This window comes from Corynebacterium sp. HMSC04H06, from assembly GCF_001815935.1.
Lineage (GTDB): Bacteria > Actinomycetota > Actinomycetes > Mycobacteriales > Mycobacteriaceae > Corynebacterium.
This window is the reverse complement of record NZ_KV823458.1, coordinates 1-25,256: the sequence shown is the minus strand read 5'-3', so window position 1 is coordinate 25,256 and position 25,256 is coordinate 1. Positions and strand designations below refer to the sequence as shown.

19 protein-coding genes and 3 tRNA genes are annotated in these 25,256 nt (G+C 68.1%); 14 read left to right on the top strand and 8 right to left on the bottom strand.

The window, feature by feature from the left end; genetic code table 11:
• The first annotated feature begins 35 nt into the window (after positions 1–35).
• From HMPREF3067_RS10455 to HMPREF3067_RS11405, 10 genes are all read left to right on the top strand, one after another.
• The gene (locus HMPREF3067_RS10455; RefSeq protein ID WP_070769659.1) at positions 36–971 is read left to right on the top strand and encodes a cation diffusion facilitator family transporter; all 936 of its coding nucleotides are present in this window, start codon (positions 36–38) and stop codon (positions 969–971) included.
• A gap of 21 nt (positions 972–992) precedes the next feature.
• The gene (locus HMPREF3067_RS10450; protein ID WP_070769658.1) at positions 993–2,798 is read left to right on the top strand and encodes a DUF262 domain-containing protein; all 1,806 of its coding nucleotides are present in this window, start codon (positions 993–995) and stop codon (positions 2,796–2,798) included.
• Positions 2,788–3,735 (top strand): hypothetical protein, encoded by a 948-nt coding sequence (locus tag HMPREF3067_RS10445; RefSeq protein WP_070769657.1) that lies wholly within the window; start codon positions 2,788–2,790, stop codon positions 3,733–3,735. The genes HMPREF3067_RS10450 and HMPREF3067_RS10445 overlap by 11 nt, the downstream gene beginning before the upstream one ends.
• A 64-nt stretch (positions 3,736–3,799) precedes the next feature.
• Complete coding sequence (gene serA / locus HMPREF3067_RS10440; RefSeq protein ID WP_070769656.1) at positions 3,800–5,386, top strand: phosphoglycerate dehydrogenase; 1,587 nt, start codon at positions 3,800–3,802, stop codon at positions 5,384–5,386.
• A gap of 155 nt (positions 5,387–5,541) precedes the next feature.
• The gene (locus tag HMPREF3067_RS10435) at positions 5,542–6,567 is read left to right on the top strand and encodes a 3-isopropylmalate dehydrogenase (protein WP_070769655.1); all 1,026 of its coding nucleotides are present in this window, start codon (positions 5,542–5,544) and stop codon (positions 6,565–6,567) included.
• 91 nt (positions 6,568–6,658) lie between these two features.
• Positions 6,659–8,245 (top strand): cell wall-binding repeat-containing protein, encoded by a 1,587-nt coding sequence (locus HMPREF3067_RS10430; protein WP_246819304.1) that lies wholly within the window; start codon positions 6,659–6,661, stop codon positions 8,243–8,245.
• A gap of 10 nt (positions 8,246–8,255) precedes the next feature.
• Positions 8,256–10,115, top strand: a complete 1,860-nt coding sequence (locus HMPREF3067_RS10425; protein ID WP_070769654.1) for a DUF294 nucleotidyltransferase-like domain-containing protein — start codon at positions 8,256–8,258, stop codon at positions 10,113–10,115.
• 64 nt (positions 10,116–10,179) lie between these two features.
• Complete coding sequence (locus HMPREF3067_RS10420) at positions 10,180–10,815, top strand: exonuclease domain-containing protein (protein ID WP_070769653.1); 636 nt, start codon at positions 10,180–10,182, stop codon at positions 10,813–10,815.
• A 50-nt stretch (positions 10,816–10,865) separates the two neighbouring features.
• Positions 10,866–11,660, top strand: a complete 795-nt coding sequence (locus HMPREF3067_RS10415) for a fumarylacetoacetate hydrolase family protein (protein ID WP_070769652.1) — start codon at positions 10,866–10,868, stop codon at positions 11,658–11,660.
• A 44-nt stretch (positions 11,661–11,704) separates the two neighbouring features.
• Positions 11,705–11,842 carry a hypothetical protein gene (locus HMPREF3067_RS11405; RefSeq protein WP_168166972.1) on the top strand — a complete coding sequence of 46 codons (138 nt, stop codon included), beginning with the start codon at positions 11,705–11,707 and terminating at the stop codon, positions 11,840–11,842.
• Here HMPREF3067_RS11405 and HMPREF3067_RS10410 read toward each other — a convergent pair.
• Genes HMPREF3067_RS10410 through HMPREF3067_RS10375 form a run of 8 tightly spaced genes read right to left on the bottom strand, consistent with a single transcriptional unit; the run spans position 11,839 to position 22,491 of the window.
• Entirely contained in the window at positions 11,839–12,942 is a 1,104-nt protein-coding gene (locus tag HMPREF3067_RS10410) for an isochorismate synthase (protein ID WP_070769651.1), read from the bottom strand. The two genes, HMPREF3067_RS11405 and HMPREF3067_RS10410, sit on opposite strands and share 4 nt — an antisense overlap.
• Positions 12,943–12,953: 11 nt before the next feature.
• Positions 12,954–14,393 carry a hypothetical protein gene (locus HMPREF3067_RS10405; RefSeq protein WP_141759394.1) on the bottom strand — a complete coding sequence of 480 codons (1,440 nt, stop codon included), beginning with the start codon at positions 14,391–14,393 and terminating at the stop codon, positions 12,954–12,956.
• Positions 14,390–15,268, bottom strand: a complete 879-nt coding sequence (locus HMPREF3067_RS10400) for an anchored repeat-type ABC transporter permease subunit (RefSeq protein ID WP_070769649.1) — start codon at positions 15,266–15,268, stop codon at positions 14,390–14,392. Before HMPREF3067_RS10400 ends, HMPREF3067_RS10405 begins: the two co-directional genes overlap by 4 nt.
• A gap of 2 nt (positions 15,269–15,270) precedes the next feature.
• On the bottom strand, positions 15,271–16,011 hold the full coding sequence (locus HMPREF3067_RS10395) for an anchored repeat-type ABC transporter ATP-binding subunit (protein ID WP_070769648.1): 741 nt from the start codon (positions 16,009–16,011) through the stop codon (positions 15,271–15,273).
• On the bottom strand, positions 16,004–16,912 hold the full coding sequence (locus HMPREF3067_RS10390; RefSeq protein WP_083319280.1) for a choice-of-anchor M domain-containing protein: 909 nt from the start codon (positions 16,910–16,912) through the stop codon (positions 16,004–16,006). The genes HMPREF3067_RS10395 and HMPREF3067_RS10390 overlap by 8 nt, the downstream gene beginning before the upstream one ends.
• Before the next feature lie 60 nt (positions 16,913–16,972).
• Positions 16,973–18,469: an anchored repeat ABC transporter, substrate-binding protein gene (locus HMPREF3067_RS10385; RefSeq protein WP_070769647.1), complete on the bottom strand. Its 1,497-nt coding sequence runs from the start codon at positions 18,467–18,469 to the stop codon at positions 16,973–16,975.
• Positions 18,469–20,052 carry a TIGR03773 family transporter-associated surface protein gene (locus HMPREF3067_RS10380; RefSeq protein ID WP_070769646.1) on the bottom strand — a complete coding sequence of 528 codons (1,584 nt, stop codon included), beginning with the start codon at positions 20,050–20,052 and terminating at the stop codon, positions 18,469–18,471. Before HMPREF3067_RS10380 ends, HMPREF3067_RS10385 begins: the two co-directional genes overlap by 1 nt.
• Positions 20,053–20,076: 24 nt before the next feature.
• Positions 20,077–22,491, bottom strand: a complete 2,415-nt coding sequence (locus HMPREF3067_RS10375) for a choice-of-anchor M domain-containing protein (protein ID WP_070769645.1) — start codon at positions 22,489–22,491, stop codon at positions 20,077–20,079.
• 216 nt (positions 22,492–22,707) lie between these two features.
• Between HMPREF3067_RS10375 and gltX the strand changes: the two genes are divergently transcribed.
• The 4 genes from gltX (at position 22,708) to HMPREF3067_RS10355 (ending at position 25,207) form a co-directional block, all read left to right on the top strand.
• Positions 22,708–24,201 carry a glutamate--tRNA ligase gene (gene gltX / locus HMPREF3067_RS10370; RefSeq protein ID WP_083319277.1) on the top strand — a complete coding sequence of 498 codons (1,494 nt, stop codon included), beginning with the start codon at positions 22,708–22,710 and terminating at the stop codon, positions 24,199–24,201.
• 170 nt (positions 24,202–24,371) lie between these two features.
• Positions 24,372–24,443 (top strand) — tRNA-Gln (locus tag HMPREF3067_RS10365).
• 39 nt (positions 24,444–24,482) lie between these two features.
• Positions 24,483–24,555, top strand: a tRNA-Glu gene (locus HMPREF3067_RS10360).
• Between the two features lie 579 nt (positions 24,556–25,134).
• Positions 25,135–25,207: transfer RNA gene (locus HMPREF3067_RS10355), tRNA-Glu, on the top strand.
• The last annotated feature ends 49 nt before the right edge of the window (positions 25,208–25,256 follow it).

Below are 25,256 nucleotides of genomic sequence, written 5' to 3'. Positions count from 1 at the left end.
TTCAATAGCCGGTTTTTTGGCTATACTCAGTGGGTATGACAACGCACGGTCACGGTCACAGTCATGATCACTCGCACGGCATCGACCCACAGACCACCCCGTTGCGGGCGCTGGTTACGGCGCTCGCTGTCACGGGCACGGTGTTTTTCGCGGAGGTCGCCGGCGGCGTGATCTCCGGCTCGTTGGCGCTGCTGGCCGACGCCATGCACATGCTCTCCGATGCCACCGGGCTCATCCTGGCGGTCATCGCCGTGGTCATCGGCCGCAAGGCCGCCTCGTCCCGGGCCACCTACGGCTACCGGGGAGTGGAGGCGCTCGCCGCCGCGGTCAACGCCGTGGCGATCGTGGCCGTGTCCGTGTGGATCGTCATCTCCGCTTTGCTGCGCCTGAGCAACGACGAGACGGTGGACCCGCACGTGATGGGCGGGGTGGCCGTCGTCGGCCTGCTGGCCAACGCCATCAGCGCGTGGGTGCTGCACCGGCAGCGCAGCGCCTCCCTCAACGTCGAGGGCGCGTTCCTGCACGTGCTGACTGACCTGTTGGGCTCGGTGGCAGTGATCGTGGCGGCCGTCGTCATCTACTTCACCGGCTGGCACGCCGCCGACACGATCGCCTCGCTGGCCATTGCCGCCATCGTCGCCCCGCGCGCCATCAAGCTGCTGGGCGCGTCCCTGTCCGTACTGCTGGCCCGGGTGCCCGCCGGCTACGACATCGCGGAAATCTCCGCCGCGCTGGAGCAAATCCCGCGGGTGTGCGCCGTCCACGACCTGCACGTCTGGTCGGTCAGCGGCACCGAGGCGCTGGCTACCTGCCACCTGGTGGTCAACGACGATTTCTCCACCGGCCCGGTGCTGGATAGGGCGCAAGAGATCCTGCACGAGATGGGCATCGAGCATTCCACCATCCAGCTCGAGCACCCCGGGCACCAGGCGCACGAGACAACCTGTACTGAGCACTCGCACCGGGATTAGGCCGGGGTTAAGCTAGGCGGCATGGGTTTCACCACGCCAAGCTATGACCTGCCCGACCTGTTCGCCCGCATCGACCGCGGGGATATCCAGCTGCCCGATTTCCAGCGCTCCTACGCCTGGGACGAAGACCGCATCCGTTCTTTAATCGTGACCGTCCTGCGTGGCTACCCCATGGGGGCGATGATGGCCCTGGACACGCGCAACGAGCCGCAGCGGTTCCGGCCGCGCCAGATTAGCGGGGCCCCGGCCACCGACAGTGCGCCCGGCATGCTGCTGCTGGACGGCCAGCAGCGCCTGACCAGCCTCTACCACTGCTTTCGCGGCTCCGGCGAGGTAGAGACCACCGATTTTCGCTCCAAGAAGATAACCCGCAGCTTCTTCGTCGACGTGCGCAGCGCCGTGCGCGGGGACCTGCTGCCGGACGAGGCGGTCTTCGCCGTCAACCAGGCTGGGCTGGTTCGCTCCCACTTCGGCCCGGACATCGAAGGCAACCTGCACGAGCGCCACCAGCAGGTGGCCAACCTCTGCCTGCCGGTCGCCGCGCTGCTGGGCGAGGAGGGCCCCGCGCTGCTTTTCGAGATGGCCGCCCAGGCCGGCGAAGGCGACCGGGAGCTGCTCGCGGCCTTCCAGCACCGGGTCATGGCGCCGCTGAACGGCTACCACACGCCGATCATCCGGCTGGCGCGCCACACGGCGCGTGCGGGCGTGGGCTCCATCTTTGCCCAGGCCAACGCCGCGGGCCTGCAGATGGACGTCTTCGACCTGCTCACCGCGGTCTTCGCCGCCGAGGACCCGAACTTCCACCTGGCCCGGGACTGGGAGGTGACCGAGCGTGGGCTGCGGGACTACCCGGCGCTGGACGGCATCGACCGCACGCAGTTCTTGTCGGCCGTATCCCTGCTGGCTACCGGCTCCCGGGGACTTGCGCGCGGGCAGCGCGAGGACATCCTGAACCTGCGGCTGGCCGACTACCAAAAGGCCACCGAGACGCTGCGGATTACCTTCCGCGAGGTCGCCGAATTCCTGTCGCAGCGCTGCATCTTCGAGCTGGACCAGGTGCCCTACAGCGCCCAGATCGTGCCGCTGGCGGTGATTTTGGCCCAGCTGAGCGACGCCCGCGGCGAGCACGGCCGGGTCTTGAGCTCCCAGGCGGCCTGGGACAAGCTCAACCAGTGGTTCTGGTGCGGGGTCTTCGGCGAACTCTACGGCTCGGCGGCTGTGAAGCTGCGCTCGGCCCGCGACGTCGACGAGGTCACCGCCTGGGTCGAGGGCAATACGGACCGGGCGCCGAAGACGGTGCGCGACGCGCAGTTTAGCGAGTCCCGTCTGCTGTCCGCCGGCCCGGATGACGGCGTATTCCACGCCATCTACGCGCTGCTGATGGACAGGGGAGCGCGGGACTGGCGCACCGCCCAGCCGTTTAACCGCGGCACCATCGGGGAGCTGCAGCCGGGCTTCGAGCCGGTCTTCCCGCTGCCGTGGGCGAAAAAGCACGGGGTGGCGGCCGCTTTGGCGGAGTCCGTGCTCAACCGCGCGCCTATGGGCAAGCGCACCGAGGTGGTTCTGGACGGCTATTCGCCGGCGCGCTACCTGCCCCGGGTACAATCCAAGTCTTTAATGGAAGACCACGAGTTCGCAGCCGTTTTGGCCAGCCACGAGCTCGACCCGGACTACCTGTGGGCCGCCGATTTCGACGGCTTCCTGCGGGATCGCCGCCAGCGCCTGGTGGCGATGATCGAATACGCCATGGGCAAGCCGGTGCGTCGGGACGTGGACGAGGCCGATCTGACTGCCGGAGAAGAAGGACCGCAAGCCTTTGTTCGCTAAAGGTGTTCGCTCCCGCGCTGCAGTCGTCGCCGCCCACGTCGCGTCGGTGGCGCTGTGCCTGACGCTGGCCGGCTGCCACGACGTGCTCCACCAGCCGACGGCGGTGCCCACGGATTCGGTTACCCCGGCAGAATCCGACATCAACTTAGACGACGCGGCGGCAGAGAATCGCAACCGCATGGTCAAGGAGGAGTTCAAGGGTCACTTCCACGTCTTCGAGGACCCGTACGGGCTGGAGACGCTGCGCTACTTTTTCCCGGAGTCGCCGACGCTGGTCATTAGCGACCAGCGGGATTCCTCCAAGCTGCGGGCGGCCTCTATCGCGGTGTCCCAGCGCGCGCCCATGCTGGTCTACGACGAGTCCATCCGCCAGGACATCTACACGGAGATGATCCGGCTGGGCGTGGACCGGGCGTTGATAGTCGGCCGGGTGCCCATGACAGCATCGGATGGCGCCGTGCGCCTCATCCAGGACCCGGGCACGACCTGGGCGCTGGGGCAGATCACGGCCTTCCAGTTTGAGAGCAAGGTCGTGGCCAACCGGGAGAATATGGCGCGCGCGGTCGCGCACCTAGACGGGCGGACCCGCACGGAGCTGAAGGCGGCCTGGGAGCCGCTGGAGCGGCTCGAGGACGAAGAGGCCGTGCCGCTGCCGGCGCAGTCGCGGCGCGACGCGGACATGGCGCCCATCGTGGTGGCCACGGAGGCGGCATCGGTGGCGTCGGTGGCCAACGCCCGGTCTTATGGGGCGGGCGTGCGGATGATGCCCACGGCCGACCCACGGGAGTCGAAGGTCTCGCAGGCCATGGTCGAGGGGATGGAGGACGGCCCGCTGGTGGCTCTTGGCCCCGAATTCGGGGATGAAAAACTATTAGCCGATAGAATTAGGGAAGGCTGGTCGGAGCCGCGCCCTGCCAGCAGCGTTCCCGCTGCATAGCTAGGGTACACGGGAAGGCCAGCCGGGTCCCTCTTTTTTAAGTCAACAACCCCAGGAGCCTTCAATGACCAAGCCCCTAGTAGTGATAGCCGACAAGCTTGCCCAGTCCACCGTCGACGCGCTTGGTGAGTCCGTGGAGGTCAAGTGGGTCGACGGCCCGAACCGAGCCGAGCTGCTGGCGGCCGTCCCAGCTGCCGATGCCCTCTTGGTGCGCTCCGCCACCACCGTGGACGCGGAGGTGCTCGCCGCCGCCACCAACCTGAAGATCGTCGGCCGCGCCGGCGTCGGACTCGACAACGTCGACATCGAAGCGGCCACCGAGCGCGGCGTCATGGTGGTCAACGCGCCGACCTCGAATATCCACTCCGCTTGCGAGCAGGCCATCGCCCTGCTGCTGGCCACCGCCCGCCAGGTGCCCGCCGCCGACCGCAGCCTGCGCGAGGGGCGCTGGGCGCGCTCCGAGTTCAAGGGCGTGGAGGTCTATGGCAAGACCGTCGGCATCGTCGGCTTCGGGCACATCGGGCAGCTTTTCGCCCAGCGCCTGAAGGCCTTCGAGACCACCCTGCTGGCCTACGACCCGTACGCCAACCCGGCCCGGGCTGGGTCCCTCGGCGTCGAGCTGGTTGAGCTCGACGAGCTGATGGAGCGCTCCGACTTCGTGACCATCCACCTGCCGAAGACCCCGGAGACCGCCGGGATGTTCGACGCCGAGCTGCTGGCCAAGGCCAAGCCCGGCCAGATCCTCATTAACGCCGCCCGCGGCGGGCTGGTGGACGAGGCCGCGCTGGCCGAATCCATCCGCTCGGGCCGCCACCGTGGCGCCGGCTTCGACGTCTACGCCACCGAGCCGTGCACCGACTCGCCGCTCTTCGAGCTGGACGCGGTGACCGTATCCCCGCACCTGGGCGCTTCCACGGTGGAGGCCCAGGACCGCGCGGGCACGGACGTGGCGGCCTCGGTGCTCAAGGCGCTGGCCGGCGAGTTCGTCCCAGACGCGGTCAACGTCTCCGGCGGCCGCGTGGGCGAGGAAGTCGCCCTGTGGCTGGAGCTGGCCCGCAAGGTCGGCCTGGCCGCCGGCAAGCTGCTGGATTCCCCGGCTGTGGCCATCGAGGTCCACGCCTGCGGCGAGCTAGCCAGCGAGGACCCGGGCGTGCTGGGGCTATCCGCCGTGCGCGGCCTGTTTAGCGGCGTGGTGGACGAGCCGGTCACCTTCGTCAACGCCATGCAGATTGCCGAGAGCCGCGGCGTCGACGTACGCGTCGGCACCGGCGAGGTCGCCCAGGGACACAGCTCCGTGCTGCGCGTGAAGGTCATCGGCTCCAGCGGCGAGGTCTCCGTTCTGGAGGGCGCGCGCACCGGCATCGACGGCGTGGAGAAGATCGTGCGCATCGATGGCCGCGGCGTTGACATGCGGGCCCAGGGCCGCAACCTGTTCTTCCGCTACGCCGATGCGCCGGGCGCGCTCGGCACGGTTGGCACGGTGCTGGGCGGAGCCCGGATCAACATCGAGGCCGCCGCGCTGACCCAAGGCAAGCTGGCCGACGACGCCGTCCTCATCCTGCGCGTGGACAACCCGGTCTCCAGCGAGCTGACCGACGAGATCTGCGACAAGCTGGGGGCAACCTGCTTGCAGTTGAAGTTCGACGCTTAGGCGTCAAAGAACGCCTAAGCGGGAGGAGGCCTTCGCGAGACAATGTGGTGCCTAGGCGGGGGCGGAAGCCGGCCCGCGAACAAAAAGGGCCGCCGGGCCGCCGGGTTTTGCTACACTGAGTCAAAGTCCATTATGCGGAATAGGAGTCTCAGTATATGAAACTGGCGGTTATTGGCGGCGACGGAATCGGCCCTGAGGTCACGGCGGAGGCCTGCAAGGTGCTGCGCGCTGTGCGCTCGGACATCGAGGCCACCGAGTTTGACCTGGGAGCTTCCCGCTACGTGCACTCCGGCGAGCTTTTGACCGAGGACGACCTGGCGGCCCTGCGTGAGCACGACGCCATTCTGCTGGGTGCTATCGGCGACCCGGCCCGGGTGGCTCCCGGCGTGCTGGAGCGCGGCCTGTTGCTGAAGCTGCGCTTCGCCCTCGACCATCACGTCAACCTGCGGCCGTTCACGTCACGTGCCGGCGCGGCGAGCAGCCCCTTGGCCAACCCGGGCGATATCGACCTGGTGGTCGTGCGCGAGGGCACCGAGGGGCTCTACTGCGGCAACGGCGGGACCCTGCGGGAAGGCACCCCGCACGAAGTGGCCTCCGAGGTCTCCCAGAACACCCGCTTCGGCGTCGAGAGGGTGGTGCGCGACGCCTTCGCCCGCGCGCAGGCCCGCCGCGGACACCTGACCTTGGTCCACAAGACCAACGTCTTGGTCAACGCCGGTGGTCTCTGGCAACGCACCGTCGACGAGGTGGCCCGCGAATACCCGGACGTCACCGTCGACTACAACCACGTCGACGCGGCCACCATCTACCTGGTCACCGACCCGGGCCGCTACGACGTCATCGTCACCGATAACCTCTTCGGCGACATCCTTACGGACCTAGCCGGCGCGGTCACCGGCGGCATCGGACTGGCGGCCTCCGGTAACATCGACGCCTCGGGGGCCAATCCCTCCATGTTCGAGCCCGTCCACGGCTCTGCGCCCGACATCGCCGGCAAAGGCGTGGCCGACCCGACCGCGGCCATCCTGTCCGCCGCGCTGCTGTTGCGCCACCTGGGCGACGAGGACAACGCCGCGCGCATCGAGAAGGCCGTGGCCGCCGACATTAGCGCGCGCACGGGTACCCCCATCGTGACCGCCGAGGTCGGCGACCGCCTGGCACGAGCCGTGTGCGCTGGCTAAACCCGCCCGGCTCCGCCCAGCGGCCGGCAACGGCTGGGGAAGAATGCAGGAAACTGCATACAGGCCCCGCCCAGCTTGTAAGATGATCACGATGGCTACCAAGGCACTGAATTCTTTGTCCCCTCGCTCCCGTCGCACCCCGCGGGCGGCGGCAGCGCTCATCGTCGCCGCGACCGCGCTGGGGCTGGCCTCCTGCGCCGGTGGCGACGGCTCCTCCGGCTCCGAGAACGGCGCGAGCGGCCCCGAGGGCGCCAAGGAGCTGGCGGCCGACTCCCGCGAGCTCGTCGCGGACGAGAACGGCAACGGCGTGGCTACCACGCGAGCCTTCTTCGACTCGGCCTCCGAGGTCTTCGTCGCCGGCGAAGACCGCAATGCCCAGGCCAGCGCCGCCGATGCCGCCGTGGCCGCCGGCGCCCCCATGCTCGTCGTGCGCGGCGAGGGGACTGCGCGGGATGGCAACGTGGCCGCCGTCGCCGAGGAGATCGAGCGCCTCGGCGCGGAGACCGTCCACGACTACGGCGCCGGCCTGAGCGATGTGGACCTAGCAGACGGGGTATCGATCAAGGCGATCGAGGACTTCGGCACCCAGGCCGCAGACGCGGCGGATCCCTTGGGTGAGGTCAAGCGCATTGCGGGCCTAGACAGCGAGTACGGCGTGCCGGCCGCGGCGCTGATTTCGGCCCAGACCGCCGAGGGGGAAGGCGGGGCCGCCCTGGCGGCGACGGCCCGCTCCGCCGGTGCCGAGGTGCTCGGCGTTCCGGTCGCCGACCCGCGCGCGACCAGCGAATCCATGCAGGCACTCGAGGACGGCGCCGTGGTCGGCCTAGGCAAGGACTTCGACTCCCAGGATAAATTCGACGCCAGCGCCGAGCTGGCCGCCGCCGGGGAGCTGCCGGGCGGCGGCGGGCTGGTTTTCCCGGGCCGCCGCATGGTGGCCCTCTACGGGCACCCCTCCGGAGGCGCACTCGGCCTGATGGGGGAGCAGCCCCCAGCCGAGGCCGTCGACCGCGTGGAAAAGCTGGTCGACGAGTACCAGCCGCACACCGACTACCCGGTCATGCCGGCCTTCGAGATCATCGCGACGGTGGCCTCCTCGGAGCCGGGCCCGGATGGTGATTTCTCCAACGAGGCGGATCCGGACGAGCTCATCCCGTACATCGACGCCATCACCGAGGCCGGCGGGTACGCCTTCCTGGATCTGCAGCCGGGCCGGGCGCGCTTGCTCGACCAGGCGAAGCTCTACGAGGACCTGCTCAAGCGCCCGAACGTCGGGCTGGCCTTGGACCCGGAGTGGAAGATCGGACCGGACGAGCAGCCCATGGGGCGCGTCGGCCACGTCGAGGCCCAAGAGGTCACCGAGGTTGCCGACTGGCTGGCCGGGTTGGTCCGCGACAACGAGCTGCCGCAAAAGGGCCTCATCGTCCACCAGTTCCAGCTGCAGATGATCCGCGACCGCGAGACCATCAACACGGATCACCCGGAGCTGGCCTTCATCCTGCACGCCGACGGCCACGGTGGCCCGGAGCAGAAATTCGACACCTGGAACACCATGCAGCAGGGCCTGAGCGACGACTACTTCATGGCGTGGAAGAACTTCATCGACGAGGACACACCCACTTTCACCCCCGGGCAGACTTATGACATAAAACCGCGCCCTTGGTTCGTCTCGTACCAGTAACCTAGCTCACATGAGCGTGGAGATTACCGAGGTCCGCACCTTCCTAGCTGCCCACGAGCCCTTCGCCCGCCTGCCGGGCGCGGTGCTCGACGCCCTGCCCGCGCACCTGACCATGCGCTACGCCCGCCGGGGCGAGGTCCTCGTGGAGCCGGGCGCGCCCAACGATTTTCTCTACGTCATCCGGTCTGGCGCCGTGGACATCATGGACGCCGACGGGGTGCTGCTAGACCGGCGCGACGCCGGCCAGTGCTTCGGCTATTCCACGCTGGTGGGGAAGAATTCCTCCCGCTACCGGATGGAGGCCGTCGAGGACAGCCTGGTGCTGGCCCTGCCGCGCGCCGGCTTCGAGGAGCTGGCCCAGCGCTACCCGGACGTGGACCGCTATTTCTCCTCCCAGTCCCGCCGCATCCGGGCAGAGGCGAAGAAACTCACCGACACCGAACACGCCGAGATCCTGCGCCAGCGCGTGACCGACCTGCCGCTGCAGGAGCCGGTCACCGCCGCGGCCGAAGAGAGCATCTCCGATGCCGCTCGCCGCATGACCGAGCACAACGTCTCCTGCCTGGTGGTCACCCATCCCGCCGACGGCAGCGCGCGCGGGATCGTCACCGACCGGGACCTGCGCGCCCGCGTGGTGGCGGCCGGCATCGACCCGGCCCGGCCGTTGTCGACGGTGATGACTGCACCGGTGGCCACGGTGCGCCCCGACAGCCTGGTGATGGAGGCGCTTTTGGTTATAGCCGAAAAGTCCATCCACCACGTGCCCGTGGTCGATGGGGAGCAGGTGGTGGCGGTCCTGCTCCAGGCGGACATCGCGCGCACCCTGCAAGAAGACCCGCTCTACGTCGCCGCGGACTTCCACCGCTGCGAGGCGGGCGACGAGCTGGCCGCTGCCTTCGCGCACTCGCGCCAGCTAGCCGCCCGCTACGTCCGCCGCAACGCCTCCCCGCAGGAGACTGCCGGGGTGCTGACCTTGGGCGCGGATGCCCTGGCCCGGCGCCTGTGCACCCTCGCCGAGCGCGAGCTCGGTGCGCCGCCGGTGGATTACGCCTTCGTTGCCGTCGGCTCCCAGGGCCGCCGCGAGGTCGGCTTCGCCTCCGACCAGGACAACGCGCTGGTTCTGGCTGGTGACTACGACGAGTCCCGCCACGGCGAGTACTTCGCCCGTTTCTCCGAGTTCGTCTGCCAGGGGCTGGCAGACGCCGGCCAGCCACTGTGCCCGGGCGATATGATGGCCAGTAACCCGGAGTGGCGGATGCCCGTGGGTGCCTGGGACGCGACGTTCCGTCGCTGGGTCCAGGCCCCGCAGCCGGAGGCCCTGCTCCACGCCCAGGTCTTTTTCGACCTGCGGGCGGTGGCCGGCAGCGCGGATCTGGCCACCGGGGTCCACCGCGGGGCCGTGGCCGCCGGGCAGGCCTCCCGGCGCACGCACGCCCACCTGGCCAGCCTGGCCGCCCGCCGCGAGCCGCCGTTGACGTTTTTCAAAGGCTTCGTAGTGGACCGTTCCGGCGACTACGCGCACACCCTCGACGTGAAGAAAGGCGGGCTCGCCGCCGTGGTGCAGATGGCCCGCCTGTACGCGCTGGTTACCGGAAGCACGGCCGTCGACACACGCAGCCGGCTTGCCGATGCCGCCGGCCAGAGCGTCAGCCAGCAGGGTGCGGCCGACCTGCGCGACGCCTTCGACTACCTGACCAGTATCACCCTGGAGCACCAGGCCGGCCAACACGCCCGCGGTGAGCAACCGGACTACCACCTGTCGCCGAAGGAGCTTAGCCGCAACCAGCGTGAGCACCTGCGCGACGCCTTCCAGATCATCAAGGGCCAGCAAAACGCCCTGGCCACCAGGTACCCGGTCCGCAATATTTAGCCCGCGCGCGAGAAGACCGCGAGAAGACCGTGAGAAGACCACGAGAAGACAAGGAGGCAGGCCCATGGCGCTTTTTCGCCGCCCCCGCCTGGAGCTAGGCGCCCCGGCCCGGTCCACGCCGCTCGAGGAGCTGGAGCTGCTGGCAGTCGACATGGAGACCACCGGGCTGAATCCAGGCCGCGACCGGATCGTTTCGGTCGGCTGGGTGCCCGTGTGCGGGCGAGTCATCGACTTGGCGGGCGCCGGCTACCACGTCGTGCGCGGGGCTGAGGTAGGCGAGTCGGCCACCATCCACCTGCTCACCGACGACGTCCTGGCTAGCGGCGAGGCCGAAGACGAGGTCCTGAAGTCTCTTTTAGCCGCCCTGCGCGGGCGGGTGCTGTTAGCACACTTCGCCGGGCTGGAGGTCGGGTTTGTGAACGCGGCGGCCCGGCGCCATTTCGGGCGCGTGCCGCGCTTGGAGGTGGTGGACACCTTCGGGCTCGAGCGCCGCCACATGGAACGGATGGGGACGTACCCGCGCGGGGAGGACCTGCGCTTAGCAAACGTGCGTGCGCGCTACGGTTTGCCGGCCTACGGCAGTCACAACGCGCTGGGCGATGCCCTGGCCTGCGCCGAGCTCTACCTGGCGATTGTCAGTGGGATGCGGGTAGGTACGCTCAAAGAGATCCAGCGCGGAGTGCAGATCAAAGGAACCTAACAGGGGGGATTAACAAAGTTGCAAAGGAGTCCATGAGTACACTATGCGTCATGCGTTTAGGACGAATTGCACACCCAGAAGGAATTTGTTTCGCCATCATCGAGGGCGAGGACGAACTCGTCGCCAAGGAAATCGCGGACACCCCGTTTACCACCCCGAAGCCGACGGGCCGGGAGTGGAAGCTGGACGAGGTGCGCCTGCTGGCCCCGACGCTGCCGACCAAGGTGGTCGCCTTGGGACGCAACTACGCGGACCACGTGGCCGAGGTCTTCAAGGAGTCCGCGGAGCACCTGCCGCCGACCATCTTCGTCAAGCCCTCTACGGCCGTCATCGGCCCCGGCAACCCCATCAAGATCCCGGATTTTGCCACCCGCGTGGAATTCGAGGGCGAGCTGGCCGTGGTCATCTCCAAGCCGTCGAAGAATATTAAGGCTGAGAACTGGCGTGACCACGTGCTGGGGTACACCATCTGCAACGACGTCTCCTCCCGCGACCTGCAGTTCTCCGACGGCCAGTGGGCCCGCGCCAAGGGTATTGACACCTTCTGCCCGCTGGGGCCGTGGATCGAGACCGACCTGGACACCCTGGATCTGGACAACACCAAGATCAACGCCTACCTGACTCACGAGGGACAGCGGGAGCAGAAGCAGGACTCGAACACCAACCAGATGATCGTCAAGATGGGCGGCATCCTGGAAGAGATCTCCGCCTCGATGACCCTGCTGCCGGGCGACGTCATCACCACCGGTTCGCCGGCGGGCACCGCCCCGATGACGCCGGGCGATCACATCGAGATCGAGATCCCGGGCATCGGCTCGCTGTCCAACCCCATCGCGCGCGCTTAAAGAACGCGCGCGTCTACCGGCGGTAGGCTGTGGGGCATGCCGGCGTGGGGGGCGATCGCCTGTCTAGCCTCGAGGTTTTAAGCTTCGAGTCCCGCCCGCGCGACGTCAGCCACGGCGCGGGCGCGCACCACCACGAGGACGTGGTGCTCATCGCCCAGCGGCCCGCTGGGGAGAGCTCCTAGAGGCCCAGCGTGGCCAGGATGGTGCGCAGTTTGGCCGTCGTTTCTTCCAGCTCCGTGTCCGGATCCGAATCTGCTACGATGCCCCCGCCGGCCCAGGCCCGCGCGCTCATGCCGTCGCCGGCGACCTCGGCGCAGCGGATGGCCACCATATATTCGCCGTCGCCGGCCGAGTCACACCAGCCGACCGCGCCGGCGTAGAAGCCGCGGTCGGTCTCCGCGGTGTGGATGAGGGCTTCGGCCGCGGCCGTCGGGGTCCCGCAAATGGCCGGGGTGGGGTGCACCCGCAGGGCCAGCTCCAGCGCGTTGGAGGAAGAATCCGCCAGCGTGCCGGTAATCGGGGTGCCCAGGTGCCACATCTCGGTGGTGCTCAACAGCTGCGGGGTCTCCGGGCAATCCAGGTGCGAGCACAGCGGCTCCAGGATGCACCGCAGGTGCTCGACCACGAAGGCGTGCTCGGACTGGTCCTTCGCGGAGCCGCGCAGGGTCTCGGCGGCGCGGGCATCGGCGACGGCGTCGGCGTGCCGCGCCGCGGAGCCGGCCAGAGGGAAGGCCGAGACGGTCGAGCCCTGCTTCTTGATAAGGACCTCGGGCGAGGAGCCGACCAGCATGGCGCCGGTGCGGCCCGCCGGGGTCAGATCCGCGATGAATCCGTCGCGGTGGGAGGAATTATCGATAAGCCGCGCGGCGACCAGTCGCGGGTCGACGGGTTGTGCGAAGGCGATATCGACGGCGCGGGCCAGCACGACCTTTTCTAAGCGGGAGTTCTGGATGGTGGACACGGCGGCCTCGACGCGGCGCAGGTGTTCCTGCGGTTCCGGATCCACCCCGAAGATCTCCGCGTTGAGGTGGCCGCGCCGGTAGTAGGCGTGCGGCTCGAGGGGGCCGTCCTCGCGGATGATAGACCGCGGCACCGTCAGGGCGGCGGGCTCGTCCGCGTTGAAGGGGATAGCCCCGACCACCATCTCGTGGCGGGACTCGCGCAGAGCCTGCGCCGCCTCCCACGGGTCCGTGTAGGACTGAGTGCAGCCCTGGGTGCGCACGGACCCCGTGGCGCGCGAGAGGAGGAAGTCGGGCGCGGTCGATGGCCGGTTTTCATGCATGAAAAAACATTTTAGTCACCCGGCTGCGTTACCGCGGAATCAGCTCGGTCCTGCCGGCGCTGCCGCCAGTAGACGGCGAAGACGAGGTAGGCGCCCACCAAGAAGGCCACCACGCCCATACCCGCCAGGATCCCGGACCAGAAGCTGACCTTGTCCATGGTCAGGCCCACCGGGATCAGCTGCTCGGTGGCCGGGCCAGACGCCTGTGCCTGCGGGCCCGCCGGCGGGGCCGGCTGCGTCTCCGGATCTTCAGTCTCGGCCGGCTTGGCCCCGTCCGGCTTGCCCCCAGCAGGTTTCGGCGCCGCGGCCTTGACTGCCTTCTTGGGCGCGGGCTTGGCCGCGGCCCCCGGACCGGTATCGCCCGCACCGCCAGATATCGAAGGTGCTGGCTTCGGCCGAGCAGCGCCCTGCGTGCCGCTTCCCGCCGTGGCGGGGGCGGCCTGTGACACCCCAGCGGCCGGGGCGGAGGGGCTGCGGTGGCCGCCTGCCTGCGTTCCCTGGCGGGCCGGGGTGCTGGGCGAGGTCGTTGCCGGGGTGCCGGAGGCCGAGGCGTCCTTGCCCGCCTTCTTGCCCACCAGGGCCAGGGCCTTCTTCTCCGTATCGCCGACGGCCTTGTCCAGAGCCTGCAGCTCCTTGTTAATGCCGTTGAGGTCCCGGGCTATGGCCACGGGATCCAGGCAGCCCTGCGAGGCCGTGACGTCGATGTTCCCCTCCGCGGCGGCGCCCGCCGCCCGGCCGTTTTCAACGAGGAAGCCGACGCTCAGGTCGCGCGGTTCGGCGTCGTCCCCGGCAAAGCTAAAACGCAGCTGGTAGTAGCCGGGCTCGCTGAAGGCAAAGCCCACGGGCAGTGGCTCATCCCCGTTCAGTGTGGCCTCGCCGGCGGTCTGCTCGGCGCTGTCGAAGAAGGGCTCGGCGGCGGCATCGTCAGCGCGGGCGTCCCAGGCAGCGACGCGGGCCGAGTCGGTGGGGCGCTCGGTGACGTCCACGTGCACGGCCGTGCGGGCGCCGGCGTCGGCATCCGGGGCGGCCAGGCGCAGGTGGCTGCCCGGGTTGGCGGGGGAGAGCACCCAGGTGTCGCTGTCAAACCCGGCGGAGTCTGGTGCCTGCCCAGTGCCAGCGACCCGGAAGGTGGCCGCGCCGGAGGCCAGCGGGGACTCGCTGGAGTCGGTGGAATCAAAAACTCCGGTGGCCGGCCCGTCCACGGACTCGTAGAGCGCCAAGGCCTGCTCGCCGTGGCTAATGCCCCGGGTGGTGGCCGGGTGGTCGCCGCGTTTGACCAGCGAGAGGGTGCAGGGCTCGCCGTCGGCGCTCGGTTGGCTGGTTGGTTCTGCCGCGCTCGCCCCCGGCGCGGCAGTAAGTGCTGCGCAGCAGGAGCAGGCCGCCAGCGCCGAGAGGAGGCGGCCGGCACGCCGTCGGGTGGCAAAGAGCGATGGGGTAGGAAGAGTTGTCACGGTGTTTGCACGCTTTCTAGTCGTTCGTTGGCGCGGCGGCGGCCCTTGAGCGGTGCCAGGGCCCACACGCATAAGAACAGGGCGGTCAGGGTGAGGACGATGGTGGCCCCGGCGGGCAGATCGATGGCCCAGGCCAGGTAGATGCCCACCACGCTGCCGGCCGCGCCCAGGGCGGCGGCCAACCACAGCATGGGGGTCAGCCGGTTGCAGACCAGCCGGGCGGTGGCCGCCGGGGTGATGAGCAGGGCGAGCACCAGCACGTTGCCCACGGTGTTGACGGATATGACAATCGCGGCGGTAATGGCTAGGTAGAGCGCGATATCTAAGGCCATAACCGGCAGGCCCAGCGCGCGGGCGGATTCCCGGTCCAGGCAGACCGCGCGCAGCTGCGGTCCGCAGGCAAACAAGAAGGCGCCGACGGCCGCAGCCACCCCGAGCGCGATCCAGATCTGGGACGCGGAGGTGCCCGTCAGCGAGCCGAAGAGGAAACTGGTCAGCGACGCGGTGTAGCCCTCCTGCCGGGAGATGATGACATTGCCCAGCGCAAAGGCAGCGGCGAAGAAGATGCCGATGACCGCGTCGGTCTTGAGGCTGTCGCGGCGGGAGAACAGCGCGATGAGTACGGCCACCACACCGCCGGCGACGGCCCCGCCGGCCAGCAGGGAGACCTGCAGGCTAAAGGCGATGGTCAGGCCGGGGAAAACGGCGTGGGAGACGGCGTCGCCGATAAACGCCATCCCGCGCAGCACGACGTATCCGCCGACCAGGCCGCAGACCACCGCGGCGACGACCGCGATGATGACTGCCCGCAGGAGGAAGGACAGCTGCGGATTGGCCAGGTCCGCGAAGAACTGGGCGATAGAGACCTCGAGCATGCCTAGCTCACTCCCAGCGCCGCTAGTAGCGGGGAAGTGGTGCGCACGCCGAAGGCCTCAACCCAGGCTGCGGGATCCGCGCGGACCTGTGCCACCGGCCCGTCGGCGACGACGGTGCGGTTGAACAGCAACAGGCGCGGGCAGGTGTGGACGGCCTCGGCGAGGTTGTGCGTGGACATGACAATCGCGGTGCCCTTGGCCACCAGGCGGGCGAACAGGTCGAGGAGCTGCTCGATATTGGGCGCGTCCAGGCCCGTGAAGGGCTCGTCGAGGACCAGTAGTTCTGGCTCGGTGGCCAGGGCCCGAGCGATGAGCACGCGCTGGCGCTGCCCGCCGGACAGCTCCGCGATGGGGCGCCGGGCCAGTTCGGTCAGGTTGGTCTGTTCCAGCGCGCGGTGGGCGGACTGCCGGTCGCCGCGGCCTGGGCGCTTAAACCACCCGATCAGCCCCACGCGGCCGAGCAGGACGGCCTCGTAGACTGTGCACGGAAAGGACCACTCCACCTCGTGGCGCTGGGGGACGTAGCCGAAGCGGCGGGTGAGCCCTACCGTGCCGCGGTGGGGCACAAGCCCCAGGCAGGCGCGCATGAGGGTGGTCTTGCCCGCCCCGTTCGGGCCCAGCAGGCCGACCAGCTCCCCGCGGTGAATGCGCAACGACGCGTCCTGTACCACCGGCCGGGCGCCGAAGGAAACCTCCACCCCCGTCGCGTCGAGGACCGGCTTTGTCTCCTGCAGGTTAGGCATGGTCGTGCCCCTTCCGCCGGCGCAGCACGACCGCGACGACCGCGAGGACCACAAGTGCTGCCACCGCGAGTCCGGCGCCGATTAGCCAGCGCGGGGCGGGGCCGTCCTCGGCGCCCGTGCGGGCGGCAGCCGGGTCCCACTGCGCCTGATGCGCTTGGGCGGGGTCCGCGTCCGCTGCAGAACCGACGGCGAAGGTCAGGATGCCGTCGGTGCTCAAGTCCTCGCCGCTGCGGGTCTGGGCGTGCAGTCGGATACCCACCTGGTGGATGCCGGGCTGCGTGAAGACCCAATTGGCGTGGGTGTGCGTGCCGGAATCCACCCAGAAACTATCCGCCTTGCCCGCCTTCGTCGACCAGAGGACCTCGGGCGGCTCGAAACCGCCGTTCTGCAGGAAGAGGGAAAATTCACCCGGGCCACTGTGGCCCAGAAACTCCATGTCCACGCCGCGGTCGACGGCCTCGACCAGCGAGGGAGCCTGCGTGTTCCACCCCAGCCACGGCACATCCGCGATCTCGGTCTGGGGCACGGTCCAGACCGAGGAGGAGCCTTCCGCACCGACGAAGGAGAACTCGTCGTCATCCGGCACGGTTAGCTGGGCGGCATCGCCGACGCGGAAGACCACGTCTTCCAGGTGGCGCCAGACCGGCTGCGGCTGGGAGTCGTCGCGGGCGAGAAACTCGGCCTGCCCGTCGATGACCTGGGCGCCGATGTCAACGTGCCCGTGGTCGATGGTGGCCTCCTCCCCGGCGGGGGCTATCGCCTCATCGCCCTCGACGACCTGGGCCAAGTCCCCGGCCTGGGCGGCCCAGGTGGTAGGGCCTGCGGCAAGGCAGGCGACGGCAGCGGCAGCCACCAGCGCGCGGGGAACGCGCAGGCAACGGGTGGGATGGATTCGTGTCATGGTCATAAGTCCTTTTGCTTCTAACTCTTGTGGGGAATGGGTGCGGGAGACAGCGGCCGGTTAGGTCAGGCACCGGCGTAGACTCTCGGCGTTGAAACGCATCAGGTCGAGGTAGGTGGAGACCTGTTCGTCCAAGGTGTCGCCGTAGATGGGGCACAGCTGCACGCCGGCTTCCCGGGCGGTCTGCTCGAGGATGCCGGCACCGCCGGTACGGTTGGGCTCGATGAACACGGCCGGCACCTGCAGATCACGCAGCGTGCGCCGCAGGGTCATCACGTCGCGCGGGGAGGGCTCGACGGACTCGCTCGGGGTGACAAAGCCCGCGACCTTGAGGCCGTAGGCCTTGGCCAGGTAGCCGTAGCCGTCGTGCGTGGTGACCAGATGGCGGTTCGCGGCCGGGATTCCGGCCAGCGTGTCCTCCACGAAGCGGTTCGTCTCCGCCAACTTTGCCTGGTAGGCCGCCGCCCGGGCCCGGTAGGCCTGGCCGTGGCTGGGATCGCTCAGCGCCAACTCGTCGGCGATGACGTCCACGAAGCTGCTGGCGTTACCCAGGTCGTGCCACAGGTGCGGGTCGAGCTCGCCGTGGACGTGCTTGCCCAGCACCGCCTGCGGGAGGAGGTACGTCTCCCGCCCGGGCCTGCCCAGGAAGCGGTAGTGCGGATCCGGCGGGATGGGCTGCAGCGTCGACGACGGCACGGCGATTACCACCTCCTCCGGGCGCCAGACCCGGTCCCGGTCGCGCAGATCCAGCCGACCGGCGTCGATATCGGCCGCGATATCCACGTGGCCCTCGTCGAGCACCTGCGCCCCGGCAGGCGGGGCAACACCCACCGCGACGGTCACGGTGGCAGCCACCGGGTCGGCCTGCCCGGCCCGGGCGCTCAGCCGCAGCTGGTAGAGCCCCGGCTCGGAAAACGCCCACGATAGGTGCGTGTGGGCCGAGTTGGGTAGGCGGGTCCCGGAGCCGTCGCGCGCGGAGTCGAAGACCACCTGCGGGGCGCCAAAGGTGCCCACGATATAGGCGGCCACCGCGCCGGGCCCATCTACGCCCTCCAGCCGGAAGTCGACCTCGTCGCCGGCGGTGGTGTAGGCCGACTTCAGCCCCAGCCAGATGGCGTCCAAGGCGACGTTTTCGACCAGCGGGATGACCTGCGCCCCGCGGGCGCGGGCCTGCTCGGCGACCTCCACGACCGGATGGGCCGAGGTCTGCTCCAGCGTGCTGGTCAGCGTGGCCGGCTCCAGCAGCAGACCGTTGGCCAGTGCCACGTCGGCGTGGGCGGCCTCCCGCACCGTCCGCAGGCTGGGCTCGAAGGTGTGCGGGTCCCGGCCCGGCGGCACCAGGCTGGTCACCGTCGCGTCCGGGCCGGCGACCTGGCGGGCCATATCCGCAAGTATTGGGGTCGTGGCGACCACTCGGAACTCGTCCGCGGCCCCAGTCCCCGGCGTCGACGAGGCGGGCGCGCAGGCGGCCACCAGGCCGGCCGCTCCTAGCAGCGACAGGCCGGCCCGGCAGGCGCTACCGGCAAAGGGCCGCCGGCCAGGAATTCTCCGGGCCATTAACGGCGCCCTTCTACCAGTGCCCAGCGCGCCATTCCGATGCCGAGGACCGCCAGGCCGATGCCCAACACGGCGATGGCCGTATTCATCAACGAGGTCCCGGTATTGGCCAGCGCGCCGCCCGCTGCCGTCGACGAACCGGTAGCCGCACCCTGCCCGGTAGCTGCGCCCGCCGCCGGCTGGGTCCCGGAAGAAGTGGCACCCGCGGCGCAGGTCTCGCCGTCCGGGTTGACCTGGCCGCCTAAGTCGAAGTGGCCCTCGGTGAACGCGCCGGCCGGGGCCTGGCCGCCCACCACGAAGGTCAGCGTGGCCTGCCCGGAGACGTCCTTGCCGTTGGTCAGGCGGGCCGACTGGGAAATCGTCACCCGGTAGGTGCCGGGCTCGCTAAAGAGCCAGTTGGGGTGGACGTGGATATTCGGGTCGAGGGTGGTGGACCCGGACGGGTTGTTGCCTTCCGCCCGGAACCATTCCTTGCCCACGATTTGGCCCAGCTGGCCCTGCGAATAGACCATCATCGCGCCGGGCCCGGAAAACTCGGTCAGCTCCCAGGTCACGGGCCCGTCGAGGTGCTCCAGCATCGTCGGATGCTGGGTATTAGCGCCCAGCCAGGGCACGCCCGGCTGCTGCGTGGAACCGATCATCCACGCCGAGCCGCGACCCACCGGGCCAATGTCCTCGGGCAGATCGGCGCGGGCGGCGTCGGAGAGGTGGAAGACGGCATCGTCGGCTGGGACCCAGCGCGCGGGGGTCGTGGAGTCGTCCTTGACTTGCGGCTGGATCCCCGGCGTGCAGCGGCCCGGCTGCCCCTTGTCCGCTGCGGCTGCCGGCGCACCACCGCGTGCCCCGGGCTCGGAAGAGGCATCGTCCTGCCCGACCTGGGCAGACCCACCGCTTTCCGATGCCGCCTCGCCCGCACCCGCGTCCTGATGCTCGCCGCCTGACTCGCCGACCACCCAGGTATAGGTCTGCGGGCTGCTCTCGGCGCCGTCGGCAGTAGCGCGCACAGTCATCGTGTACGTGCCCGGTTCGCTAAAAGCCCAGTTGACGTGCCGGTGCGCCGGGGTCTGCTGGGAGATCACTGCCCCGGCGGCTAGCTCCAGGCCGCCGTCGGTGGTCACCCCGCCCAAGTCACCGAAGCCGGTGGATTCGAAGGCGTAGACCGCGCCCGGCCCGGTGACTTCGTCGAAGTTCAAGTCGACCTGCCCGAAGCCGCCGGCGCGCACGGCTTGGGTGTCCCAACCCGGCCAGAGCAGGTTCGGGTCCTGGGTCTGCGGCAGCAGGTAGGTGCTGGCGCCGATGCCGTCGACGGATTCCGTGGCGTCAGTCCAGGCCTGCTCGTTGACCTGCAGGGTCACCTCTTGCGGTGCCCGTACCACCCCGGAGCCGGTGACGTCCTCCTTCAGCGCCAGGTCCAGCTCGCCGCCGTTGGCGGTGACGTAGAAGGCATCGACGTGCCCGGAATCAAAGGTGATGGCCTCGGCCCGGGCGGCGGGAAGGACCGCCGCAAGCAGAACAAGAAAGACCGCGGCGACCAGCGCGCCCACGTGGTGGCCGGCGCGGCGGGTGTAGTGCGCAACTCGCATGGAAGTTACCTTTCGGAAAAGCGATTATCGGATGGTTGTTGAGCGGCCAAGCCCGGCCAGGAAGCGCTCGACGGCGGTGGCTACCCCGGGCACGTGCCGGAAGACGAAGCTGACCGCGGCGCCGACCACCCCGAGGACTGCCAGCGGCACGAACAGCGCCAGCGGCTGGAAGGAGGACAGCACCACATCGCCCGTGCCCGGCTGGTGCGGGCCCGGCTGGGGCCTGGGGTCTGGTTTTGGCTCCGGTTCGGGTTTCGGATCCGGATTCGGCTGGGATCCCTGGTCCGGGGCTCCGTTTTTCACGCAGTCGTCGATGGCGTCGTCGCCCACGGCGAAGCTGAGCACCTGCGGGCGCGAGCTGACCTCGCGGCCGTCGGTGGTGCGCGCCCGGAAGCTGACGGCGAACTGGTACCAGCCCGGCGTGCTAAAGGCCCAGTTGGCGTGCACGTGCGAGGCCATCTGGGTCTCCACGGTCGTGTCCTTGGCGCGGGAATCGGCCAGCACCGCCACCTCGGAGCCCAGGCCCTGGTTGGTAAATAGGCCCCAGCTCGCCCCGTCCGGGACGTGCACCGGGTCCAGCTCCAGGGTGACCGAACCCTTCGCGTAGGCGCTGTAGTCCAGCGCCTCGGTGTTATAGCCCGGCCAGATAACGCCGTCCTTTTGGGTCTGCGGCAGTAGGAAAAACTTTTTACCCACCGGGCCCATGAAGTCCAGGGCCTTATCCGCCATGGCCAAGGTCCGGGTGCGCTGCGCGTTTTCGCGCACGCCCAGCACCACCTCATCCAGCCGGTGGACCGGGTCCTTCTTCCCGGTCAGGCCTGTGTCGTCCTTCAGGCCGACGTCGAAGCCCTCCGCGCTTGGCGATGCCGCCACATCCACATGGCCTTTATCCAACAGATAGCGCTCGCCGCAGCGGGCAGGAGTCTGGCCGGGGACACCCGGCGTGGGCCGGGCGGCATCCGCGCCGGCAAGTGAGACGGTCTTTTCGAACGTCCCGGTCGGGGAGTAGTCCTCGGTGATGACCGCCTCGGTGGGGGAAAGGTCGGTGACCAGCGGGTGGGGGGTGAACTTGAGTTTGAGCGTGTCGTCGCCGTCCCAGTCCTTCTTGAAGTAGTACTCGCCGTGGCCGGCGGTGACGGAGGCGTGGAAATCGATGATCGGCAGCTCGTCGTCCTTTGACGAGTACATCCCGCCGGTGATAAAGCCGGTGTAGTGCGGGTCGGCGGTATCAATAACCAGCCGGGACTGCCCGTTGGCCGCCGGTTCCACGCGCACCTTCGCGGACTGGTCGGAAACGGTGGCCTCCGTGGTGGCGGCCATGCCGCGCGGCTGCGAGGCCACCTCCCAGGCGCTAGGCTCCTGCGAGTGCTCAGTAGTGCTCGCGCGGGACTCGCCCTGGCGCTTGGCCGCGGTGGTCGCGATGACGTCGGAGACCCACCGCGGGGCGGAGTCCCCGTCGGGCACGAAGACGGCTTGCAGGCGGGAATCACCGGCGCCCAACAGCTCGTCGAACTGGGCGCGGCCGCCCTTGACCGGCAGGTCGGTGAGGAAGTAGCCGTCGTGGAAGACCGTCAGCGTGCCGTCGACGGGTTGTTCGGCGCGGAAACCCAGGGTGGTCAGGTTCTCGTCGCCGTCCTTGTCCTTCTCCGTCTTCGGGCTCACCCGCAAGTGGTAGCCGGCGGACTGCAACGAGTCGCGGTCCCCGGCACCGGCAGCCCGGTAGCGCTGCTCCAGCGGCTCCGTCGGGTCATCGAGCGGGCCCTGGCCGCCGACCTGGATGGAGGTGGTCGTCGGCTGAGAGGCCACTAGTTTGCCGGCGGCGGTACGGGCCGTGGTGCGGTAGGTGATTTCGTAGCGCCCCGGCTTGGTAAAGAGCATGTGGTTGTGGGTGTGCGTGCCGGCCTCCAGCGGGGTGGAATGCGCCGAGTCCGCAAAAGAGCCGAAGATCCGCTCCGGAGCTTGGCCGGGCAGCCAGTTGTAGAGCTCGAAGTCGCCTGGGCCGTCCACAGAGACCAGATCCAGCGAGGCCACGTTTCCCCGAAAATCTGCCACCGGCAGGCCTCGGTCCGAGCCAAACCCCATCCAGATGGGGTCGTGGTTGCCGCGCGGGTTGGCCGGGGCGTTGTAAACGACATCGCCGGGCTTGCCTGCGAAGGAGAAGGAATCATCCTCCGGCAGCTGGAACTGGTATTGCTGCTGGCCGCTGCCTGCCGCCCAGCCCTTGCCCACCCAGGCCACGGTCTGGTCCAAGGGGTGGGCTTTTCGGTGGAACTCCGATTTCAGCGCGAAGGAGTCGTTTTCCCAGAATGTCTTGGGAGAGTCGATGTGGGTCTGCGTCGCGACGATCTTACCGTCGTCGGGCCCGGCTAGTGCAGTCGCGGGCGACAGGAGGGCAGGGGTGAGGAGCAGAGCGATGCAGCGACGCCGGAATTTAGCCACGGTCGGGAAAGCCTTTCTTCAGTTTGGGGTTTCCACCCCAGATTAAAGAAAACGGTTTCCACTCCAAATAGTCTACCCCTGCGGTGCGGTGCGACGGGGCCCTGACGACGACTAATGAATAATATTCCCAATAGTGGCGGGGGTAGCGCCGTCCGGGTGGTCCGGTGGCGCGTGGCGCGCAGGCTCAGCGAATTGCGGGCCGTCGGCTCGTCTACGATGGTGGGCATGAGTGATGTACGTGTACGATTCTGTCCGTCGCCGACCGGCACCCCACACGTGGGGATGGTGCGCACGGCCCTGTTTAACTGGGCCTATGCGCGCCACACCGGTGGCAAACTGATTTTCCGAATTGAGGATACGGACGCCTCCCGCGACTCCGAGGAGTCCTACCAGGCGATTATTGATTCCCTGACCTGGCTGGGGCTGGGCTGGGACGAAGGTATTGATGTGGGCGGCCCGCACGAGCCGTACCGCCAGTCCCAGCGCAAGGACATCTACGCCAACGTCCTGCAGAAGCTGAAGGACGCCGGCCTGGTCTACCCGGCCTATTCCACCGCCGAGGAGGTTGAGGAGCGCCACAAGGCCGCCGGCCGCGACCCGAAGCTCGGCTACGACAACTACGACCGCGAGCTCACCCAGGAGCAGATCGATGCCTTCGAGGGCGAGGGCCGCAAGCCCGTCTGGCGCCTGCGCATGCCGGAGCTGGACTGGTCCTGGACCGACCTGGTCCGCGGCGAGATGACCTTCAAGGCCGAGACCCAGCCGGACTACGTGGTGGCCCGCTCCAACGGTGAGCCGCTCTACACGCTGGTCAACCCGGTTGACGACGCTCTGATGGGCATTACCCACGTCCTCCGCGGCGAGGACCTTTTGTCCTCGACCCCGCGCCAGTTGGCCCTCTATGAGGCCCTGAAGCAGATCGGCGTTGCTGAGTTCACCCCGCAGTTCGGCCACCTGCCGTTCGTGATGGGGGAGGGCAACAAGAAGCTGTCCAAGCGCGACCCGCAGTCCAACCTGTTCAACCACCGCGACAACGGCATTATCCCGGAGGGCATGCTCAACTACCTGTCCCTGCTGGGGTGGTCCCTGTCCGCAGACCAGGACATCTTCGGCACCGACGAGCTGGTCAAAAACTTCGACGTCCACGACGTGCTGGGTAACCCGGCCCGCTTCGACCAGAAGAAGCTCGAGGCCATCAACGCCGACCACATCCGTCTGCTGGAGCTGGAGGAATTCGCCTTCCGCCTGCGCAACTACCTGACGGAGTACACCGACTTCCCGGCCGACTACGCCCCAGAGAAGTTCGCCTTCGCCGCGGACCTCGTCCAGACCCGCATTAAGACGCTGTCCGATGCCTACGGCCTGCTCAAATTCCTCGTCACCGCCGACGAGGATCTGGAGCTCGACGAGAAGTCCGCCCGCAAGAACCTCAAGAAGGACGCCGTCCAACCCCTCGAGGTTGCCATAGCGACGCTGGAGCCCATCGAGGACTGGACCACTGAACCCATCGAGGCGGCCCTGTCGAAGGCTCTCATCGAGGATCTGGGGCTCAAGCCGCGCAAGGCCTACGGCGCCCTGCGCGTAGCCATCTCCGGCGCTGCGGTGTCCCCGCCGCTGTTTGAGTCCATGGAGCTGCTCGGCAAGGAGTCCACGCTCAACCGCCTGCGGGCCGCCCTGGCCAAGGCCCCGTGGGAAAGCGCGCAAGCCTAAATCCACACGCTGTAATTCATCCCCGGCAGGCACACTAAAAATAGCGCTAAAAACCACCTCTATGCAGGCGATTTGCTAGTGTGCCGCCGGGGTGGTTATAGTTATTAACCGTTGCAGCGAGCGGTTGCGAGAGATTAAATAACCTCCCAACCAAAAAGCAAAGCAACAATTGGCCTATGGTGTAATTGGCAACACAGCGGTTTCTGGTACCGTCGTTCTAGGTTCGAGTCCTGGTAGGCCAGCAGTGATAAAGGGGTTAAAACCTGGAGTCACAGTTCTATGCCCCGTTCGTCTAGCGGCCTAGGACGCCGCCCTCTCACGGCGGTAACACGGGTTCAAATCCCGTACGGGGTACAAATCGGAAGGCAGTCAGTTTTACTGACTGCCTGCTTTCGTGTCCGCAGGGTGGTATTAACCTACCCCAGACCACTGCCGGGAAAGCTCAAGTTGCCGGGCCCGGTGGGGTAGGACCCCCCGCCATTTTCGAGATTTTCTCCAATCGCTTCCATCCCCTCTGAGCTGGTCATATACTAGGCCTCAAGACGTTAACCGAAAGAAAAGGAGATTGGATGAAAGCTTCTTTCCGTCTTAAGCGCGACGAAGATTTATAGCTCGTGAAGATGCGGCATTGCCATAATTCATAACTTCCCACCGCGACTATTGCACGAAGTACAGGAGCTGAACGAGGATGAATCTCGACGCAGAAACGAAATCCCAGTGCAGCGTAGCTGAGGATCCTTCGGGCCACTGACAGTCAGACAGACTGCAAGCGAAATAACCACTGATTCGATTCGCATCCGGCCGGACAGAAGGAACTGTCACTACCGCACTGGGATTTTTATGTTCTCAGCTGCTGATTTGTTGATGCTTGGCGCATAGTTTAGAGTAATTCAAGTCCGCAACGCACAGCGTTCGCTGCTGTGGACAGGCTAGGCCCCGTTCGTCTAGCGGCCTAGGACGCCGCCCTCTCACGGCGGTAACACGGGTTCAAATCCCGTACGGGGTACAACGTAAAAGCCCAACCCAGTGAACTGCTCCCCATTAGTTGGACTGAG

Bases quoted from the DNA above. Each gene is read 5' to 3' on its own strand.
- HMPREF3067_RS10455 (WP_070769659.1), top strand. From the start codon at position 36: ATGACAACGCACGGTCACGGTCACAGTCATGATCACTCGCACGGCATC.
- HMPREF3067_RS10450 (WP_070769658.1), top strand. From the start codon at position 993: ATGGGTTTCACCACGCCAAGCTATGACCTGCCCGACCTGTTCGCCCGC.
- serA (WP_070769656.1), top strand. From the start codon at position 3,800: ATGACCAAGCCCCTAGTAGTGATAGCCGACAAGCTTGCCCAGTCCACC.
- HMPREF3067_RS10435 (WP_070769655.1), top strand. From the start codon at position 5,542: ATGAAACTGGCGGTTATTGGCGGCGACGGAATCGGCCCTGAGGTCACG.
- HMPREF3067_RS10430 (WP_246819304.1), top strand. From the start codon at position 6,659: ATGGCTACCAAGGCACTGAATTCTTTGTCCCCTCGCTCCCGTCGCACC.
- HMPREF3067_RS10425 (WP_070769654.1), top strand. From the start codon at position 8,256: ATGAGCGTGGAGATTACCGAGGTCCGCACCTTCCTAGCTGCCCACGAG.
- HMPREF3067_RS10420 (WP_070769653.1), top strand. From the start codon at position 10,180: ATGGCGCTTTTTCGCCGCCCCCGCCTGGAGCTAGGCGCCCCGGCCCGG.
- HMPREF3067_RS10415 (WP_070769652.1), top strand. From the start codon at position 10,866: ATGCGTTTAGGACGAATTGCACACCCAGAAGGAATTTGTTTCGCCATC.
- HMPREF3067_RS10410 (WP_070769651.1), bottom strand. From the start codon at position 12,942: ATGCATGAAAACCGGCCATCGACCGCGCCCGACTTCCTCCTCTCGCGC.
- HMPREF3067_RS10400 (WP_070769649.1), bottom strand. From the start codon at position 15,268: ATGCTCGAGGTCTCTATCGCCCAGTTCTTCGCGGACCTGGCCAATCCG.
- HMPREF3067_RS10395 (WP_070769648.1), bottom strand. From the start codon at position 16,011: ATGCCTAACCTGCAGGAGACAAAGCCGGTCCTCGACGCGACGGGGGTG.
- HMPREF3067_RS10390 (WP_083319280.1), bottom strand. From the start codon at position 16,912: ATGACACGAATCCATCCCACCCGTTGCCTGCGCGTTCCCCGCGCGCTG.
- HMPREF3067_RS10385 (WP_070769647.1), bottom strand. From the start codon at position 18,469: ATGGCCCGGAGAATTCCTGGCCGGCGGCCCTTTGCCGGTAGCGCCTGC.
- HMPREF3067_RS10380 (WP_070769646.1), bottom strand. From the start codon at position 20,052: ATGCGAGTTGCGCACTACACCCGCCGCGCCGGCCACCACGTGGGCGCG.
- gltX (WP_083319277.1), top strand. From the start codon at position 22,708: ATGGTGGGCATGAGTGATGTACGTGTACGATTCTGTCCGTCGCCGACC.